Below are 18554 nucleotides of genomic sequence, written 5' to 3'. Positions count from 1 at the left end.
GATGTGTACAAGCGACACGAGAACGTGTTGGACAGCAAATTGCACAGATGATTTTAGCGCTAATAGATGGGCAGCCTGTTTCTGAATTACAGGTCTTATGGCAGCCGACGCTGCGTCTGGATAGCGTATAACCGTAGTATAAATCATTCAATAATTTTACTTTTATCGGCACTATTTACCGAGACTATTTATAAGCACTATTGTCAAAATAACCCCTTCATATAATTCTATCAAAATATCGATTGTTTGTTGCATAGATCACGGATCCGAAACGTTTTGGTTTTTATCCGAAACGTTTCGGGTTAATGATATAGCTAATGAAATTTGAGGAGTTAATTATGAAACCGACCATTTTCCGTTTAGAAAGTCCATTAACTGATGTAGTGATCCGTTGTGATAATACGGCTGAGATTATTTACTGGGGGGCGCATTTAGACTATTTTTGTGCTGATAACTTTACGAGTTTACAGCGCCCGGTAGCCAATAGCCGCGTCGATGTTGATGTCCCTATTAGTTTAGCCGCAGAAAATGGTCGAGGATTATTCAGTGTTCCTGGCTTAGAAGGCCACAGAAGTGGCATTGATGCATTTCCTATTTTTGAGTTTAAGCACGCCGAACAACAGCAACAGAAATTGATTATTACAGCAGAGGATAATATTGCCGGGTTACGTTTTGTGACAGAAGTGATCTTGAGTACATCTAGTAGTGTACTTCAAATTCGCAATACCCTTACTAATCTTAAATCGACACCGTGGCAAGTTAACCGATTAGCGATGACATTACCTTTACCAACAAGAGCTAACGAAGTCATGGCATTTCATGGGCGTTGGGCCAAAGAGTTTCAATCTCATCGTACTCTATTAGCGCATGGTGCTTTTGTGCAAGAAAATCGGCGGGGAAGGACATCGCATGAATATTTCCCTGGAATGATGATTGGTCCCCAAGGATTTAGCGAACAGCACGGTGAAGTATGGGGATTTCATTTAGGATGGAGCGGAAATCATCGGTTACGTACTGATATCAAATCCGACGGTCGACGCCAAGTACAATTAGAAGCATTATATTTTGCTGGCGAAATCGAACTTAAGCAACATGAATCGTTAACCACACCTTGGGTTTATGCCGCATATTCAACGACCGGATTAAATGGAATGAGCCATCAATTCCATCAGTTTTTACGCGATGAAATTATTCGTTTCCCACATATTCAACAGCGACCAGTACATTTAAATACTTGGGAAGGTATTTATTTTAATCATAACCCTGAATATATAAAAAAAATGGCGACAGCAGCTGCTAAGTTGGGGGTTGAGCGTTTTATTATTGATGATGGCTGGTTTAAACATCGTCATGACGATCATGCAGGTCTAGGCGATTGGTATTTAGACCAAGAAAAATATCCTGATGGTTTAACACCAGTTATTGATCACGTTAAAGATGCGGGCATGCAATTTGGAATTTGGGTTGAACCAGAAATGATTAATCCAGATTCGGATTTATTTCGTGCGCATCCCAATTGGCTGTTAGGACAAGTGGGTTATCAACAGCCCACTGGACGCTTTCAATATGTATTAGATTTATCCAATCCTGATGTTTTTCACTATTTATTTGAAAGAATGAGTTGGTTATTGGAAAACCATCAGATTGACTATGTTAAATGGGATATGAATCGTGAATTAGTTCAACCTGCGCATTTAGGCCAAGCTGCGGCAGATAGACAAACACATCAAGTTTATCGCCTATTTGATCAGCTAAATGCAGCTTTCCCTCAGGTTGAATTTGAATCCTGTGCTTCTGGCGGAGGTCGTATCGATTTTGAAATTCTCAAACGAACTCACCGTTTTTGGGCATCTGATAATAATGATGCTTTAGAGCGTCAAACTATTCAGAAAGGAATGAGCTACTTTTTCCCTTTAGAGGTTATGGGCGCGCATATTGGTAACCGTATTTGTCATGCTACAGGTCGACAGCATACGATTGAATTCAGAGGCTTAACCGCGTTATTAGGGCATATGGGGATTGAGTTAGATCCGATAATTGCTGATGAAGCAGAACGCCAAGGATATGCAAAATATATCCAATTGCATCAGTCCATTCGTGAACTTATTCATAACGGAAATTTTTGGCGTGTTGATATGGATGATGATACTACTCAAGTACAGGGTGTTGTCAGCCAAGATCAGCAACAAGCGATCTTTGTTATCAGTCAATTAGCAATGCCTAGATATGCATTATCGGGCCAACTACGTATTCCAGGGCTACAACCCAGCGCATGTTATCGCGTAAAACTTATGGGTGAGCCTGATATTCAGATTGTAGGGCAAGGCGGACATACAATGCGTGTTTTACCTCATTGGGTGACACAACTTTCTGAATATCAAGGTGAATGGCTAGCTAATGCGGGGCTTGAATTACCGATATTAGACCCAGAGACTGCCATCCTAATCAAAATTGAAAAGATATAAATATAGTGTGGAGAAACACTGTTGAATGTATCTCCTTATAGGATGGTGTCTTGCACTGTGATCATAGAGTGCTGATATAGTGAGGTATCAAAGTGAATAATCAAAATCAATCACTTCCTGAGTGTAATTATATACATAATAAAAACTTTTGGATTTTTGGTAGTTATTTTTTTCTGTATTTCTTTATTATGGCCACTTGTTTTCCTTTTTTACCTATTTGGCTCTCTGAAGTTATTGGCTTAAATAAATTGGAAACAGGTATTGTCTTCTCATCACTTTCCTTTTTTGCTATCGTTTTCCAACCTATATTAGGTATGATCTCTGACAAATTAGGTTTAAAAAAGAATCTAGTTTGGATTATATCTATTGCTTTAGTTTTTTTTGCACCTTTCTTTATTTATATCTTCGCTCCATTACTAAAAACTAATATATTTTTAGGTGCTTTGGTCGGCGGATTATATTTAGGCTTTGTTTTTTCCGGTGGGGCAGGTGCTATTGAAGCCTATATTGAACGTGTTAGCCGTAATACTCATTTTGAATACGGCAAAGCCAGAATGTTCGGCTGCATTGGTTGGGGAATTTGTGCCTCTACTGCGGGATTATTATTTTATAATAATCCTAATATTGTATTTTGGATGGGCTCAGCGGCCGGAATTTTATTATTAGTCCTTTTATTACTGGCACATCCGGAGCAAAATAAAACACTCCAAGTGATGAATGCCCTAGGCGCTAATAGTGCCCAGTTTAACCTTAAAATGGTCGCCAAGTTATTTAAAATGCCCAAAATGTGGATGTTTATTCTCTATGTGGTAGGCGTGGCTTGTGTATACGATGTCTTTGACCAACAATTCGCAACTTTCTTTAAAGGTTTCTTTGTAAATCCACAGCGGGGAACTGAGGTTTTTGGATTTGCAACTACCGCAGGAGAAGCGGCTAATGCGATTATTATGTTTTGTTCTCCGTGGATTATCAATCGCATAGGAGCTAAAAGAACCCTAATTATCGCGGGTTCTATTATGTCGATTCGGATTATTGGCTCTGCATTTGCAACCAATGCGGTTGAAGTTATTGCGTTAAAAATGCTACATGCCTTAGAAGTCCCTTTTTTATTAGTTGGAACATTTAAATATATTACATCAGTATTTGATACTCGTTTATCTGCTACGATCTATTTAATTGGTTTTCAATTTGCAAAACAGTTCTCGGCTATATTTCTGTCGACTTTTGCCGGTAATATGTACGATAAAATAGGTTTTCACGGTACATATTTAGTCTTGGGCCTGATAGCCTTAACTGTAACGGTTATTTCTATTGCGACTTTAACCAATGACAAGCCTAAAACCGATAAATTAGTGAATGATAAGTATCTCCCTGTGAAAAATTAGTTTTAATTATCCTAGGGGTGAAAAACTGTCAATAATAAATCTAGGCTGATATTATCGGTCTAGATTTATTATTATCAATTGACAAAATAATATATGTGAGACAAAAAATTTATATTTTGGCGTTTAAATCATCAATATGAAAAATACTATAATTTATATAAAAATTACTAATAAATAATATAAGCTTCTTGAGGAAATAGAAGATATTGTAATTTAGCTTTAAAATAAATATATCTATGTACTATGGATATTTACAATCTGAAGAATGTATTTTCTTTGATACGGTAATTATAAAACTTAATCAAGAGGAGAAAATAGATAATTTTGTACTGAATTCCTATGTGAATCCCAAAGGCTGTATTTATACCACACTGTACTTATACTAGACTATGTTTGATCTAGAGGCTAAACAGATTTAATTGCACATGTTGCGATAAATGTTGGCATATAATTATCTATCATAAAACGTGGATTGGGTTGAAATGCCTCATCAAAACCTGTCAGCATAAAACTAGCGGTTAGTTGCCCATTAATTTGATCTGCCATGTATGACTAAAAACCAGAGCTTCATGGCTAAGTTGTTTCCTTTTAATCTCACGCCAATTGTTCCGATGAAGCATCTAGAATAACTACTTCTGCGCCAGCAGCAGCCAATACGGGGGCTTGTTATCCTCCTGAAGCGGCAAGACATAGAATACGCAAACCGCGTACATCAGGTAGCTATCTCGCAGGCAGTTTAGCTGGGGTTAAGCGGACTTCCCAACTGACCTTACGGGCAGCCTGAATAACGTCAGTAGAAACAGGGCGCGATCAGTCACAATTTTCACGAGCAAGGCGATCCGAGGCAGTCTGGTTATGACGGTAGATATTACCGGAAGAAAAAGAGGGCATCGTCATTGATTATCCTTAGAAATTAAAATAATTATCAGACAGCAACGCACAGATGATTTTTTATAGTTTGAATTACCAGGCAATAGCGGATAGCAGGTAACACGAACAACAAACGACTATATGTGTTTACTCTTGGTAAATAAATACAAGATAATGGCACATTAGTTGTTTATTTTGAGAATAACCTCATTGGGGAAATTAGATATAAGTTAATATAGTATGAATATAGATTATATTGTAGTTCTTCAAATGAATAAGTTCAGTTATTTATTATAAATATAATCAATGTGTAAATATAAAAAATATCGACTTCCTACAGTATCGCTATTTTTTTTTCGAAGCCTTCATCGTCCAGTTTGATATTATTGGCATATTGTATGTTTGATGTCTCAGTTTTTAAACTCAATTAAGTCTTAGTAAAAGGGGTTATTTTTATTAATCTTTGCACGTTGTTAGGCAGTAAATTTAATTATAGCTATCTTATTTAAAGAGACTGGCAAGCTGTTCTCATGATGGAATGTAATATAGCAATATTGTGAATATCGCTATATTACAGTGAAGTATAATAGAATAATTATTGATAAGATAAAACAATGTAAGCATAGGAAGAAAATGGTCCTAAGACAACTTTCTGATCACCCTCTAAAGCTAATTCTGAAGTGACTTTAAATTCGGTACCATTATCTCCACCTGTTACTTCAAAGGGAGTTGGCGTTAAAGCTGCTTTATCATTAATGGTCAAATAACTGACTAAATCATAATTATCATCAAAAACAATCCTTGTTCCTCTATTTGTACTATTTTCTTCATCTTGGCTAATAAGAGATAATAGAACAGTAGCATCTCTGTCACATTTTATTTTAAATGTTCCATCTTTTCGTTTATCAAGAGAATTATCTAAGAGATCACTTTTATGAAATTCGCCATAATCGAGTAAAACATCTGGCGTTAATAGCACACAGGATAGTGAGGCAGGAGGAAGACGGCCACACTCACCTCCGGGTAGCAAAACATATGAAGAGCCAGATCCGGACGGTGATATAGCGACTGCACCACACCATTCAATACCTTCTCCTCTTCTATCTGGTGCGGTGCCTTGAGAGGTATAAATCATCGAGCCGATATTATTATATAAAGCTGAAAGTGCATCGCCAGTGGTTTTCCCTTTAAACATAACATTGGGCTGCCCAGGATCAACATAACGAGGTTGACTAGGATTGTTTGCATTTTGGGTATTAACAGCGACCCAACACTTAACTGAACAATCAAATGGGAGCGGTATTTTTGATTTTAACCCTTGGTCAGTTAAATAAACCACGGAAGTATATTGGAAGCGTTCATTCCAAGGGGCATTCATATCAACTATAGACTCAGGGATACTGACATACCAGTCATTATCAGCAAGTGCAGTAAGAGGTTGTATACTGATATATCCAGTGAAAAGACAGAATGATAATAATAATAATTTTTTTAGCATAGTATTATAGCCTATGAGCCACAGTTATATTTAATATTTGAAACACTAAATTTATTCATATTCGATTAAAAAATTTGCAGTAGCAAAAAATTCACCACTAACAACTTTGTTTAATTTTTTATCCGCTTTTAAAAAGGCTTTAAATTGCATGACGCCATTATCTCCCTTTAAAGGATAAACTTTACTTTGTTGATACAGAGGTAAAAAATGGCCAGTATTATCTTCGAAACCAATTGCAAATCCACTGGCTGAGCTACTAGCATCTAGGGCTAAAAATCCTTGTAAATCAAAATCTGTACTTTCATTACCCGTGAATGTAATTTTTGCATCATTTTCAAAGTCAACACCACAATTTTTGATCTTAATTTCGAAGGGTACACTAGGCATCCTGTCATGAAATTGGAGATCTTTATTGGTATAGCGTCCCATCTCTACTTTTATATCATTATTTTCGATATCACAGGTATTACCAATAAGGACGCCTTTTACTTCAATTCTTGTTTGTAAGATACCTAAGCTTTCTGCTATTGCAGTATTTGATAATACCGATATATATAGAAAGGTTAAAAACATAAAAATATGATGAGGGGCTATTTTCATTGTATTTACCTTTATTAAGTTTTAATTATTTAACTAACGAATCTTTTATATATGTACAATTTGTTGTATTACATGCAAAACTCATTTTAACTCTACCACCATAATCATCGATATAAGTTAAAACAGGGGATGATCCCATTGACGAATAATTAAGATTTACGGCAGTTTCTCCAAAAGGTGGAACCATAAAAGCTTCAAAATTAGTTAGTGTTTTTTTATCCTTACCCGGAGCTATTCCAATAATAGTTGTATAGTAGGCTGTAGGATTTTTAGCAATAATATTGGTTCCATTTTTAACTAGGGTTAATTTAGGTTGCCACGGATTATTATTAATATCCGTACCAGAAACAATAATATTTTTTGGACGATAGAAAAGTTTTATTTTAGTTTGTATCGATAATTGTAATACATTTGCTTGTTCACTTTTTGGTGGTATTTCTCTAAAATTAAAATAGTATAAACTTTCTCTATCTTGTGGTAACTCTTGGTTAATAATAGGTAATGCTTCAATTTTTATTTGTGTCGGTTTACCCACTTCAACCCGTTGAATAGGTGGTAGTATAGCAAAAGGAGTTTGTACTTTTTTACCCTCAATATTATCCATCCATGCTTGAGCTAAATAAGGCAATAAATTGCTATTATTAGAGACATTTAATGTTATAGATTTTTGATCTCCATTAAAAATAATTCGAGTTCTATCGAGGGATAGTGCTGCTTGAGCAGTAAAGGTAATAGATAATATTGTACTAATAGATAGTAATTTTATTACTTTAGACATAATAACCTCAAAATAATTATATTTATTACTGTGCGTTTTCAGTACAGATCAAGAATAATGTTTTATCCGCAGATGGAAGTTCATGTGGTAGCTTAATTTCACATTGTTCTTCATTTGATTTAATGATAATTGATTCATCAGGGACTAATCCTGCAAGATATGTATAGCCATTTTCGCCGACAATTCCAATATTATGCATTTTATGATTAAAAACCTCTACACCAAATGGTGGATGAGATCCATCTTTTAAGCTAATGACAGTCATCATTTTTTGACCAGATAGTATTTGAAATTTACGATATCCTATTGCACCTTCTGTCATTGTCGCTAAATCAACCGTATCTATAGCATCAGCATCATCAGGCAATTTATTTAGATCTATTGAAATTTTATTTCTATAATAATTTCTAACTTCAGGCAATACTGCTTTACCAAATATGTTTGAATATGACGGTATGCTATACCCTTTAATTGGAATATTTGCAACGCCATCAGTATCAACTAAAATACGGGTATTACCAGCGATTCCCGTACGATGAAAAGCACCGCCTTGGTTAGTTAATGTCATACCACCTTGAGCGTTTAAACTGATTGACTGATATTGAGATTGAGTATAGCTCGCTGCTAAATTTAATTTTACGTTATTTGCATCATAATTTATAAATGTATTTACATTAGCTTTAGAATCGTTACTTCCAACATTTAAACGATAATTTAATTTATCATCAACTCTATTATAGAGACCTACAGTATGACTAACATAATTATCATCTGACACAAGATTATAACTTAAACTTGATGAGTCACCCCAAGGAATAGATGCGCTAAAGAAAAAACCTTTATCATCATAATTCATGTTACGACCCTTATAACCACTAAAATTCAATGAAATATTTTTATAATTAAAGAAATCAACATATTTGGTTAGCATCAAGTCATAGCGATAATCATTTTTATTATTATTCCAGTACGTTTTATAGTTATAGTTTAATGTAGTTGAGATTCTTTGATCTCTAAATTGTTTATTGAAGGATACTGTATATTGTTCTTTACTTTTCTTATTCTGGGCTGTGTTATAAAAATCAGAATACAAAAAATCTGACATAGAGTAAAAATTATTATTACTATATTTTACTAAGGACATGCGAAGCTGAGACTGAATTTCAGCCCATGATTTAATATAGTTAACCCTGTAAGCTGTGCCTTTATTAGTATTATTGTTTTGTTGTTTAATATTTGCATAACTATTTGTAATATCGAATGAAATTGAGCCAAAGTTATACAGGTTACGCCCTAATCCGATAGAGAACGCATTGTAGTCATGATTATTTAAGCTACCTGCAAATAATGACCAGTTATTACTTACTCCCCATGAAAATTCACCTGATGCAAACATAGATCCTATCGTTTGCCTATCTTCATTTGAGGGGCGACCGGCTGAAATTTTATATCGAAAACTACCTGGCCTAGCCAAATAAGGAATAGAGGTAGCGTTTACTTGATATTCTTGAACAGAGCCATTTTGCTCTTCAACCCTAACGTCTAACTCTCCATTAGCATAACTTGGAAGATCAGTAATCGTAAATGGACCCGGAGGAACTTGAGTCTGGTATAAAACGCGATTATTTTGAGAAACAATAACTAGGGCATTAGAGTTTGCAACGCCTGATACCTCAGGAGCATAGTCTCTTAAATTAGGAGGGATCATATTCTGATCTGTCATCATTGCCCCCCCAATGAATCTAAAACTAGAAAATAAATTAGAATCTAGGAAGTTTTCCCCCAATAATAAGCGTGATTGGAGGCTCTTTAAGGCTGTATAAGCATAAAGTTGCGTGAGCTTAGTTGAGTTATTAGTATTTGCATGTTTTCCATATCTATTAGATATTTGCCAATTACCTCTCAATCTCCAAGAGCCTAAATTGACGCCAGCGACACCATTAGCATTAAGAGATAAATTTTCTGAGGTTAGGCTATTATCATGGGTAGAACTAATGTTCGCGTTATAATCGAGTAAAAAACCGGGAATACCCTCATCCCAACGAGAAGGGGGTTCCCAATTTTCCTCTGAATATTCCACGTACATTTTAGGTATAGTTATATAAAGAGTTTGAGTACCAAAATCAATTTTGTATGATGATCCTGGTAGAGAATTTAGATCTAAACATTCTCCATTGTGAAATAATTTTATTTCTTTTATGGCTTTTTTATTTAAGGTTAATGTTTCAATAGTCTTTTTTGGAATACAAAGAATAGTATTATCTGTATTTTGTTTATCTTGATAAACAGAGAAGTTTTGTTCAGGTATGTTTAATTGATTAACTTGCCAAGCCATATTGTAGTTGCCTGGCTGGATATAATTTGATTTTGAAAATCGAGATACATCGATATTTTCATTATCATCTAAATTCAGCATGTTAACACTGAATTCAACGTTATTACCGTAACTATTGAAAGAGAATACACCTATAAGAAAACACACAGCTATAGTTAAATTTTTATATCTGCAATAAACGGTGTTATCTGCTGTGGCTAACATAAGCCTTCCTACTATCTAAGTATAAATGCTGTAATGTAATATTTAATACTATTATTATAAATAACAGGGCTAATAGTGTGATTAACCCTGTTATATTTAGTTACTTATATAATGTATTACTCATAACTTAAAGTAAAGTTGGCTGTTGCGTAAAATTCCCCTGTTTGAATTGATGGTGTATCTTTTGTATCAGGGATACCTAAACCCTTTACATAAGAAGTAAAGCCTAATGTATTTGGTCCAGTTTGGAGTTTTTGTGGCGGTAAAGGGACGCCATTTTTAACGACAGTATTATTAGATACAATAACTACTCCTGCACCCATATTACCCGTGCCATCAAAACCAACCATATCCGATGTCACTGGATTGCCACTTGTATCTTGTCCACTAATAGCTGCGCCATATGAAAAAGTTACAGTAACTTTATCACCAACATATTCACCTGGTATATCCGCATCATTTCCATCTTTACGTGCTTCATCGAATGTACAATCAGCTAATTCAATTGCAAATGGCTGAATTGAGCTTTCACCCGTATTATTATTTGCTTGTAAAACTTTACGTGAAATTTGGCCAAATTCTACTTTAATAGGATCTTGAGAAATAATTGAGCATGGAGCATCAATAATATATCCATGAAATTGTACTTTACCTGAGCCTTGGCCTTGATTACCCGCAGCATGAGCAAAAGTAGTTGCGGCTGCAGTAGTTAATACAGCAATGATAAATTTATTTTGTAATTTCACAATTAAATTCCTACAGTTATTTTTTTTATATAGAAAATATTATTTGAATAACAGTATTACCATTCAAATAAATAGAGGTTATGTAATTAATGTATGTTTAGTATTTTGGAGCGGTAATACAAACCACTCACATTAATTCTATTTTTAAAGATTAACGCATTTTCTAATTATGATCACTCTTTTTACGAATAAACGTAAAATGTTTCATGTTGATTTGTTATTTTTTAGTTAAAAAAAACATTTTATTTACTTTGATAGGATATGGGATTTAGTTATGATTAATATTTTAATTAATTGATAAATATACAATAAATTCATCTTGCTTAGCTATGATTAGTAATAACTGTAACTGAGTATTTCATCTATACAAGCTGATATTATTGTTAAATTCTTTTGATGGTCTTATTTTAATAATCAAAATTAGACTTTTTTGTATATTTATTTTGTAATTTCTAATGAAATATCATTTTATAGAAATTTAAAATTAAATTATTCTCATCTTATTTTAAATCAGCTTAGAAATATAATGTGGATATGATTTATAATCATTTAGATAAATTTACATTTAAATACAAGGTAATTAAGAATATAAATAGATATTTTAAATAGTAATAACTAGCATATATTATTGTATATTAATTGATTATTTTTTGTTAAAAATAAGTTATTTTTTGTTTTTTATTATTTTTTTGATCTATATCAATTTTTCTGTGTTTTTTATTTTTTAAATTTTTAACTTTATCCCAAATTTTAATAATTATTAAAATCTATAAAGATTGATTTACTTACTAATAGTAATATACGTTATTGTTTTTATGTGAATTATAACCTTGTTTTTTATAATTAACAATCATTTTAAGACTACCTGGCTGAAAAATTATTACCATTTTATTTATGCTTTTCGCTTAAATAATTTAATTCGCCAGCCATTTGTAATTAACGAATTTTTTACATTACTAGTTTATTTTATACATCTATAGATAGCTAAAGGTATCTTTTGTTAAGCGTAGAAATGAAAATTGGAGCTTTAAAAACGTGTATTAGTTTTAATACGCTAGTTATTTCATCATTAAATTTTACGGTTTAATACAAGATAGCAATGGTATCAAAGGAGAATATTTGAAATTTTAGTGGTGGATTAGTATGGAAAGGCTGAATAACGAATATATTATGAATATAGGTAAAATCCAGTCTGGTATTAATTAGTATTTTACATTACGAGGGAAAGGTGCACAGAAGCAATATCGATGTATAAAATAACAAAGGAGAGGCGCAAAGTTAATTTGACTTTATATCAACGATATCCATTGGTTGAATACCGTGATATTTATCTTTTGAATTATTTCTTTGTGCTCCATCTACGATAAATAAAGCTACAACTGATTAGAGCTAAATAAATAAAGGGTTCTGGCGTCAGCGTTTTTAGCGATAAAATAAAGTGGCACAGTACTAATAATAGTGTGGGGTAGAGTAATAAATGAATTTTTTTCCACCACAAGCCTAATCTATTTTTAATAGGATCTAATGAGCTAATTGCCATTACTAATAGACATAGCCAGCCGATTGCACCAAGTATTAAGTAGACTCGAGAGAAAACTTCTGCAAAAAATAAAGATAAATCATTTATACCAATTTCAAGTACAAGATAACTACTTAAATGGAGTATTGCCCAGACAAAACACCATAATCCCAATAGCTTTCTTACTTCAAACAGTGCGGTAAATTGAAATAAACGTGCTAATAATGGAATTAGCGCAATAAGGATCAGTATGCGTAATGCGCTAATCCCAGTAAAGTGTTGAATATCTTTAGCGGGATCTGCGCCTAATTGATCCATTCTAATTAAAAAAATCAGCTCAAGTAGAGGTAATAAGGCGATAAGGTGTCCTATTCCTTTAGTGAGCCAAATTAACCACCGATTTTTTTGAGGCATTAAAAGTATCTCCGTAAATCCATGTCTTTATATAAACTAGCAACTTGTTCGCCATATCCATTAAATAATAAAGTTGGTTGACGCGAAACGTGACCTAAACCGCCAGAGCCAATAAAACGCTCAGTTGCTTGAGACCAACGGGGATGATTTACATTGGGATTTACATTGGCATAAAAGCCATATTCGTTAGGTGCTGATAGGTTCCATGTGGTTTCTGGCATTTGTTCAGTCAAGCGGATTTTCACAATGGATTTTATACCTTTAAATCCATATTTCCATGGAACAACTAGGCGAATTGGGGCACCATTTTGGTTGGGTAATGTTTTGCCATATACACCAGTAGCCAGTAATGTCAGTGGATTCATCGCTTCATCTAAACGTAATCCTTCAATATAAGGATAAGGTAAGCCCCCACCGATAAAACGGCTTTTTTGTCCCGGCATTTGTTCAGGGGCATATTGAGTTTCAAACGCGACATATTTCGCTTTACTTGTTGGTTCAACTAGCGCTAATAATTTAGCTAAAGGAAAGCCTATCCACGGAATCGTCATTGACCACGCTTCAACACAACGCATGCGATAAATCCGCTCTTCAAGAGGAAATTTACGATTAATATCATCTAAATTAAGAGTCAATGGACGATTAACTTCACCATCGATAGTTACTTTCCATTCGTCTGTAATTAGCGTATGCGCATTCTCAGCGGGATCGGCTTTACCCAATCCAAATTCATAAAAATTATTATAGCCGATCACCTTATCTTCGGGAGTTAATACCAATGATGATTGGTAGGCTTCTGGCTGGATAAATGTTAGTTGTTTTCTAGGCGTAACCGGCACAGAAGGTGACTCGTCACTGAACCAAGAAAATAAGCCAGCATGGGCTTGGGAGCTAACAGCCAGACCAACCGCGCCGGCACCGAGAGCTTTCAATAATTCCCGGCGTTTCATAAAAAAGACGGATTCAGACGTAACTTGGGATGTTGGAATTTTAGGTGGATTTTTCATTCTGCGCTCCAAAGTAAAATACGAAGACCATTGGTTATACCGTAAGCGCAATAAAAATAACTGACATTAAGATGACAAATTTGTCATCTTAATGAGAAATCGGGAACCGCAGAGTAAGTGTACTAGTACCTGCCTGATGAGCAAAACTGACTTCGCCATTATGTAATTCGACAATAGCTTTAACGATAGATAATCCTAATCCTGTGCCTTCGGTCGTACGTGCATTATCCCCTCGCCAAAAGCGAGTGAAAATTTCAGGATGATCTAACATAGGCTCTCCGTGATTGATCATTCGAATTATAACATGCTCGGACTGCGTTGTTATTTGTGTGGTTACTTGAGTTTTATCTCGAGAATATTTAATCGCATTGGATATTAAGTTAATAAAAACACGGGATAATAGTAAATAATCAGCAGAAATAATCACTGGCGATGGGGGACAATATAATGTGATGTGCTTTTCTTCTGCTGAAGTAGCGAAAAGTTCATAGACCTCGTTAATAATTTCATATACTGAGAGTTCTTCGCGATTCAGTCTAATGTTCTTATTTTCAGCTCGCGCAATAAATAGAGTACTCTGGATCATTTGCGCCAGTTTATCGAGTTCTTCAATATTACTGACAATCACCGCTTCATATTCTGCGACACTTCTTGAACGGCGTAAAATAATTTCATTTTGTACCCTAATTGCATTAATCGGTGTTCTTAGTTCGTGTGCTAAATCATCCGCTAATTGAGTTAGTTTCACAAAATCATGTTTTAATCGTTGTCGCATAATATTCATCGATTCCCCCAGCTCTTTGAGTTCTTCAGGAAGTTGCTCAATATCGATAAGAGTATTGAGAGCGTGAATATCTGTTTTCATAGTGATACGGCTTAGCGATTGAATATCAGAAAGTCCTTTTTTCAGCAGCCATAAGCTGAGTAACCCCATGAGTAATATTGAAAGTACAGAAACGATTAAACTTTGGATCAAATATAAATGAAGAACACCACTACGATCGACGGATACTTTGCCTAACACGACATATAATTGCCCGATAGGTGAATCTGTCTCAAAATAGACGGCCGCAAAAGGTATGCCTTCAGGGGTATGCCAATGGTTAATTGAGTTAATATTTAATTGCTCAAAATTGACTAATCGCAGTGGATAACTATCGAGATATTCGGTATTTGAGCCTACTAAAATATGCCCAGTTGCATCTGTTATTTGGATAATATCTTGGCGCATATCCATCATGCTTTGAAAGTAGGTCGGTAATGTTTGAATATCAATGCCACCAGCAATTAATTTTGCTAATTGATCTGCTCGATTTACCAGTAGCCGATTATCTTGAGAGACTAATTCATTTTCGAGAGAATGGTACAGCATCCATGTCACAATACCTGCATTGATAACCATCAATAGGATAAATAAGCTAATAAGCTTAAAACGTAGCGATCTTTTTTTCATTCTATTGGCTTATTCAGTCGATAGCCCATACCACGAATGGTTTCTATAAGTTTAATATCAAATCCATCGTCGATTTTTTTTCGAAGCCGACGAATAGCAACATCAATGATATTGGTATCACTATCAAAATCAATCCCCCAGACTTCACTGGCGATTAAAGTACGAGGTAATATTTCATCACAACGCAACACAAAAAACAGTAAAAGAGAATACTCTTGGCGGGTAAGAATTATTTTTTTCTCTCCGCGCTCTACATCGTGGCGAGTTAGATCAATTTTAAGATCAGCAATGGTTAATGTAGTTAAAGTAGGCTGATTGATTTTCAATTGATTTTTGACTCGTGCTAATAGCTCAGAAAAAGAAAAAGGTTTAACTAAATAATCATTGGCACCCAATTCTAGCCCTTTAATTCGATCATCAACGGCATCACGTGCAGTGAGACAGATAACCGGAATATTTTTAGAGGTCCGTAATATTTTAAGCACATCCCAGCCATTCATTCCTGGAAGCATGATATCGAGAATAACCAGTTGATAATTATGTTCTAAAGCGAAATAGAGCCCATCGCGACCATCTTCAGCAACATCAACCAGAAAACCCGCTTCCTCTAAGCCTTTTTTTACCCAATTTTGGGTTTTAATATGATCTTCAATTAATAATATTCGCATGCTAATCCGATAACGAATTGAATTTGAGTCTATTTTATTTTAATCGAGTTTTGATTGATTTGATAATTAAAAATGAACAGAGTAAATAGAGTCTATCTATAAAAAGATAATATGCCGATAGCTTAAACGTAAGTATTAACGGTTATAAGGTGGAACACCGCGGGATAAAATAAATTATCGCTCCTTTAGCATATAATAATATCTTACTATATGAGTACCTGTTGTAATAACAGATTATTACCATTTTGGTGAACAATGAGCAGGGGATATTGTTCACCACTTACCAGCGATAATGCCACGCTATGCCTAGCTATTCCTCCTTTCCCTAAAAATAAATCCACATCATAAAAATGCTCAGAAATGCGGGTTACTTTTTGTTGTGCATAACTCTCAATACATTTTCCTTTATTGTTATCACTGACTTCATTATGCCAAACGGCATTTAATTGGCTGCCGGCTAATTGAAATTCACACAGTATTTTTAATGCTTCATCGAATGACTTTATATCCGTGGAAATAGGGCGTAATAGCTCGGCTTTAGCTGGTACACGCAAATGCTCATAGAGTTCTTGTGGTGTCAGAAGTAAACACGACGCCTCTTCACTGGAACGAGTATCATCTAAGTGGCATGAAATAATCATGTAAAGTTTGGGCTCAAACGGTTCTTCATAAAGTGCGAGTAGCCATTCACTCAGTGACTCTTGTGGTAAGGGTTGAATGGATTCAATATTTAGCGATAACCGAGTTGCTTCTTCTTGGATAAGGGCTATCCAATCAGTATCTGCCTTTTGAGCTTGCCAATAAAAAGTGATTGGTTGGGTCAATGCATACTGATGATAATACTCTGCTATCGGTGTGAGTAATTCTACGATAACCTGCTCTTGTTTTTCCCACGAAGGCCGTGATTTCAACCCATCTAGTTTGAGTACATTATCTTTGTTTGTCGGCAATGATAATAACTTGAACTCATCCTTATTTTCTTCATCAATGTGAGTGAGACGTGAATGAGCCAGTAATCCGAGATGCTTACTTGCCCAATAGCGCCATTCTTGTTGTGCGTCATCTAACATATCGGTAAATGATTGATGGTGATAGGAGGTTAACAAATAGACCAGTAACCGTATTGAAAAAATAAGCAAATTAGGTACAACAATAAAAAGCAAAATAAAGCTAATATTGCCCATATTAGTAGGCAGCATATTATTTTCTGATAAATAAATACCTACCCCAAATCCGATGGTACCGATGACGGTCATTAAGAATAGCCAAAGTATCAAACGAGGAGATCTTGGTGCAGGCGGATGCTCTAAAGAGGGGATTTTCCAACTCATCATGACTGTTCACCTGACGAGGAAAGGCTCGCAATGAGGGTACAGCCACATTCGGTTTGAAAACCATTCAATGCCGCTTGGCGACCGGATATTAAAATGCGCGTTGAGCCGGGTAAAATGGTATTGACACCATGTCCTTTTTTCGGACAACTGACTTTATCTCCCACTAAAGCAATCGGTTTACCGTACATCACAGAGCCAGAAGCGGAAATCACTTCGCCGCCATGAGTAGTTTTGTCACCTAATCGAACAAGTGCGCGCATGTTAAGATCCTTTTATGGTTTAATCTATGGTTTCTTATATTCAAACGTGCCATCCCATTCAGGGAGTTCGGCGGGGGGTAGCGGTACGATTTTATCAATATCGGGGAATTTAGCTGTTTCATCAGAGGCATCCATTTCTTTGACTATTGCATAATAACGTAATGAACGTTCTTTATTAGGCTTTACATTGAGATAATAAACACGTTCTAATGCTGTCTTTGGATCAAAAGCACCAGTTAAAGTTGCTGCTGCATGTCGATACCCATTTTTCGTTGATAGTTGATAATACTTTAAAGCACTATTAAAATTTTGATCAACAACTCGTAAGTAAAAAGCAAGATTATATGCAGCTTCTCCGTTTCCTTGATTAGCCGCACATTCGAGCATTTTCTTACCAATTTCAGGGCGATAAGCCGGATTGTCTTTATCGGACAATCGCATAGATATTAGAATGTCACCAATCACACTTTGTGCCTCAGGACTGCCTAAATCCGCTGCTTGGCGAAAATAGGCTAAGGCTTTTGTGCGGTCGGCTACAACACCATAGCCTGTATCAAGATAATGTCCCATTTGGTAATAACCATAACTGATGTTTAATTTAGCCATTTTTCGGATAATATCCCAGACCTCTTGGGCAGGGCCTTTACCTTCAATCGGGGGGACTTTTCCATAACTGATTAAGTTACTGAGATTCAACATGGCCTTGGGGTGATTACGCTCCGCGGCTTTACGGTATAGAACACCAATTTGCGTATAATCTCTTTGATATTTATTGACTTTTTCAAGTTCACGAGCTTGTTTAAACCAAATATCCGCTTCCGGATCAACGGGAGGTAATGTGTCTTTTTCATACACGCAGGTGAAGGTTAAATCGGGTTCAGTTTTTTGATTCGCGAGCACTTCCTTTTTATCAGTAGGATTACAAGCACTCAATATCAATGAGCTAAAAATCAACACGCTATATTTAAAGATGTGATGAGCAACTAATTGATTATGTGATAAAAAGGAGAGATTCATT

At 35.1% G+C, this 18554-nt stretch carries 15 protein-coding genes and 1 pseudogene; 3 read left to right on the top strand and 13 right to left on the bottom strand.

The window, feature by feature from the left end; genetic code table 11:
• The 3 genes and pseudogenes from M992_RS15480 to M992_RS10420 form a co-directional block, all read left to right on the top strand.
• A pseudogene (locus M992_RS15480) lies at positions 1-131 on the top strand (transcriptional regulator); the annotation flags it as partial.
• Positions 132-338: 207 nt separating this feature from the next.
• The gene (locus tag M992_RS10425) at positions 339-2465 is read left to right on the top strand and encodes an alpha-galactosidase (RefSeq protein ID WP_053908524.1); all 2127 of its coding nucleotides are present in this window, start codon (positions 339-341) and stop codon (positions 2463-2465) included.
• A gap of 92 nt (positions 2466-2557) precedes the next feature.
• On the top strand, positions 2558-3850 hold the full coding sequence (locus M992_RS10420; RefSeq protein ID WP_053908523.1) for an MFS transporter: 1293 nt from the start codon (positions 2558-2560) through the stop codon (positions 3848-3850).
• Between the two features lie 405 nt (positions 3851-4255).
• Here the strand turns inward: M992_RS10420 and M992_RS15475 are convergent, their stop codons facing one another.
• The 13 genes from M992_RS15475 to M992_RS10360 all read right to left on the bottom strand — a co-directional run bounded on the left by M992_RS15475 (position 4256) and on the right by M992_RS10360 (position 18553).
• Positions 4256-4396 carry a hypothetical protein gene (locus M992_RS15475; RefSeq protein WP_248842517.1) on the bottom strand — a complete coding sequence of 47 codons (141 nt, stop codon included), beginning with the start codon at positions 4394-4396 and terminating at the stop codon, positions 4256-4258.
• 919 nt (positions 4397-5315) lie between these two features.
• Positions 5316-6218, bottom strand: coding sequence for an MrpH family fimbial adhesin (locus M992_RS10415; RefSeq protein ID WP_053908522.1), 903 nt, complete (start codon positions 6216-6218; stop codon positions 5316-5318).
• 51 nt (positions 6219-6269) lie between these two features.
• Complete coding sequence (locus M992_RS10410) at positions 6270-6818, bottom strand: fimbrial protein (protein WP_053908521.1); 549 nt, start codon at positions 6816-6818, stop codon at positions 6270-6272.
• Between the two features lie 25 nt (positions 6819-6843).
• Positions 6844-7596 carry a fimbrial biogenesis chaperone gene (locus M992_RS10405; RefSeq protein ID WP_053908520.1) on the bottom strand — a complete coding sequence of 251 codons (753 nt, stop codon included), beginning with the start codon at positions 7594-7596 and terminating at the stop codon, positions 6844-6846.
• A 25-nt stretch (positions 7597-7621) separates the two neighbouring features.
• Complete coding sequence (locus tag M992_RS10400; RefSeq protein WP_053908519.1) at positions 7622-10135, bottom strand: fimbria/pilus outer membrane usher protein; 2514 nt, start codon at positions 10133-10135, stop codon at positions 7622-7624.
• Between the two features lie 116 nt (positions 10136-10251).
• Positions 10252-10881 (bottom strand): fimbrial protein, encoded by a 630-nt coding sequence (locus M992_RS10395; protein ID WP_053908518.1) that lies wholly within the window; start codon positions 10879-10881, stop codon positions 10252-10254.
• Between the two features lie 1339 nt (positions 10882-12220).
• The gene (locus tag M992_RS10390) at positions 12221-12814 is read right to left on the bottom strand and encodes a ferric reductase-like transmembrane domain-containing protein (protein WP_053908517.1); all 594 of its coding nucleotides are present in this window, start codon (positions 12812-12814) and stop codon (positions 12221-12223) included.
• A complete protein-coding gene (gene msrP, locus M992_RS10385) occupies positions 12814-13821 on the bottom strand; it encodes a protein-methionine-sulfoxide reductase catalytic subunit MsrP (protein ID WP_047255950.1) in 1008 nt (335 codons plus the stop codon). The genes M992_RS10390 and msrP overlap by 1 nt, the downstream gene beginning before the upstream one ends.
• An 88-nt stretch (positions 13822-13909) precedes the next feature.
• Complete coding sequence (locus M992_RS10380) at positions 13910-15274, bottom strand: heavy metal sensor histidine kinase (protein ID WP_053908516.1); 1365 nt, start codon at positions 15272-15274, stop codon at positions 13910-13912.
• Positions 15271-15942 (bottom strand): heavy metal response regulator transcription factor, encoded by a 672-nt coding sequence (locus M992_RS10375; RefSeq protein ID WP_047255948.1) that lies wholly within the window; start codon positions 15940-15942, stop codon positions 15271-15273. The genes M992_RS10380 and M992_RS10375 overlap by 4 nt, the downstream gene beginning before the upstream one ends.
• 206 nt (positions 15943-16148) lie before the next feature.
• Positions 16149-17276 (bottom strand): hypothetical protein, encoded by a 1128-nt coding sequence (locus tag M992_RS10370; protein ID WP_053908515.1) that lies wholly within the window; start codon positions 17274-17276, stop codon positions 16149-16151.
• Complete coding sequence (locus M992_RS10365) at positions 17273-17536, bottom strand: PAAR domain-containing protein (protein ID WP_053908514.1); 264 nt, start codon at positions 17534-17536, stop codon at positions 17273-17275. The genes M992_RS10370 and M992_RS10365 overlap by 4 nt, the downstream gene beginning before the upstream one ends.
• A 24-nt stretch (positions 17537-17560) precedes the next feature.
• Positions 17561-18553, bottom strand: coding sequence for an SEL1-like repeat protein (locus M992_RS10360; RefSeq protein WP_082335416.1), 993 nt, complete (start codon positions 18551-18553; stop codon positions 17561-17563).
• Between the last annotated feature and the right edge of the window lies 1 nt (position 18554).

It is taken from the genome of Moellerella wisconsensis ATCC 35017 (genome assembly GCF_001294465.1).
In the GTDB taxonomy this organism is placed as follows: Bacteria; Pseudomonadota; Gammaproteobacteria; order Enterobacterales; family Enterobacteriaceae; genus Moellerella; species Moellerella wisconsensis.
Note: the sequence above shows the minus strand (reverse complement) of the source record. Positions and strands in the feature narration are given on the sequence as shown.

Excerpts from the sequence above, each read along its gene's own strand:
- M992_RS10425 (WP_053908524.1), top strand. The coding sequence starts at position 339 with ATGAAACCGACCATTTTCCGTTTAGAAAGTCCATTAACTGATGTAGTG.
- M992_RS15475 (WP_248842517.1), bottom strand. The coding sequence starts at position 4,396 with ATGGCAGATCAAATTAATGGGCAACTAACCGCTAGTTTTATGCTGACA.
- M992_RS10415 (WP_053908522.1), bottom strand. The coding sequence starts at position 6,218 with ATGCTAAAAAAATTATTATTATTATCATTCTGTCTTTTCACTGGATAT.
- M992_RS10410 (WP_053908521.1), bottom strand. The coding sequence starts at position 6,818 with ATGAAAATAGCCCCTCATCATATTTTTATGTTTTTAACCTTTCTATAT.
- M992_RS10405 (WP_053908520.1), bottom strand. The coding sequence starts at position 7,596 with ATGTCTAAAGTAATAAAATTACTATCTATTAGTACAATATTATCTATT.
- M992_RS10400 (WP_053908519.1), bottom strand. The coding sequence starts at position 10,135 with ATGTTAGCCACAGCAGATAACACCGTTTATTGCAGATATAAAAATTTA.
- M992_RS10390 (WP_053908517.1), bottom strand. The coding sequence starts at position 12,814 with ATGCCTCAAAAAAATCGGTGGTTAATTTGGCTCACTAAAGGAATAGGA.
- msrP (WP_047255950.1), bottom strand. The coding sequence starts at position 13,821 with ATGAAAAATCCACCTAAAATTCCAACATCCCAAGTTACGTCTGAATCC.
- M992_RS10380 (WP_053908516.1), bottom strand. The coding sequence starts at position 15,274 with ATGAAAAAAAGATCGCTACGTTTTAAGCTTATTAGCTTATTTATCCTA.
- M992_RS10375 (WP_047255948.1), bottom strand. The coding sequence starts at position 15,942 with ATGCGAATATTATTAATTGAAGATCATATTAAAACCCAAAATTGGGTA.
- M992_RS10370 (WP_053908515.1), bottom strand. The coding sequence starts at position 17,276 with ATGATGAGTTGGAAAATCCCCTCTTTAGAGCATCCGCCTGCACCAAGA.
- M992_RS10365 (WP_053908514.1), bottom strand. The coding sequence starts at position 17,536 with ATGCGCGCACTTGTTCGATTAGGTGACAAAACTACTCATGGCGGCGAA.
- M992_RS10360 (WP_082335416.1), bottom strand. The coding sequence starts at position 18,553 with ATGAATCTCTCCTTTTTATCACATAATCAATTAGTTGCTCATCACATC.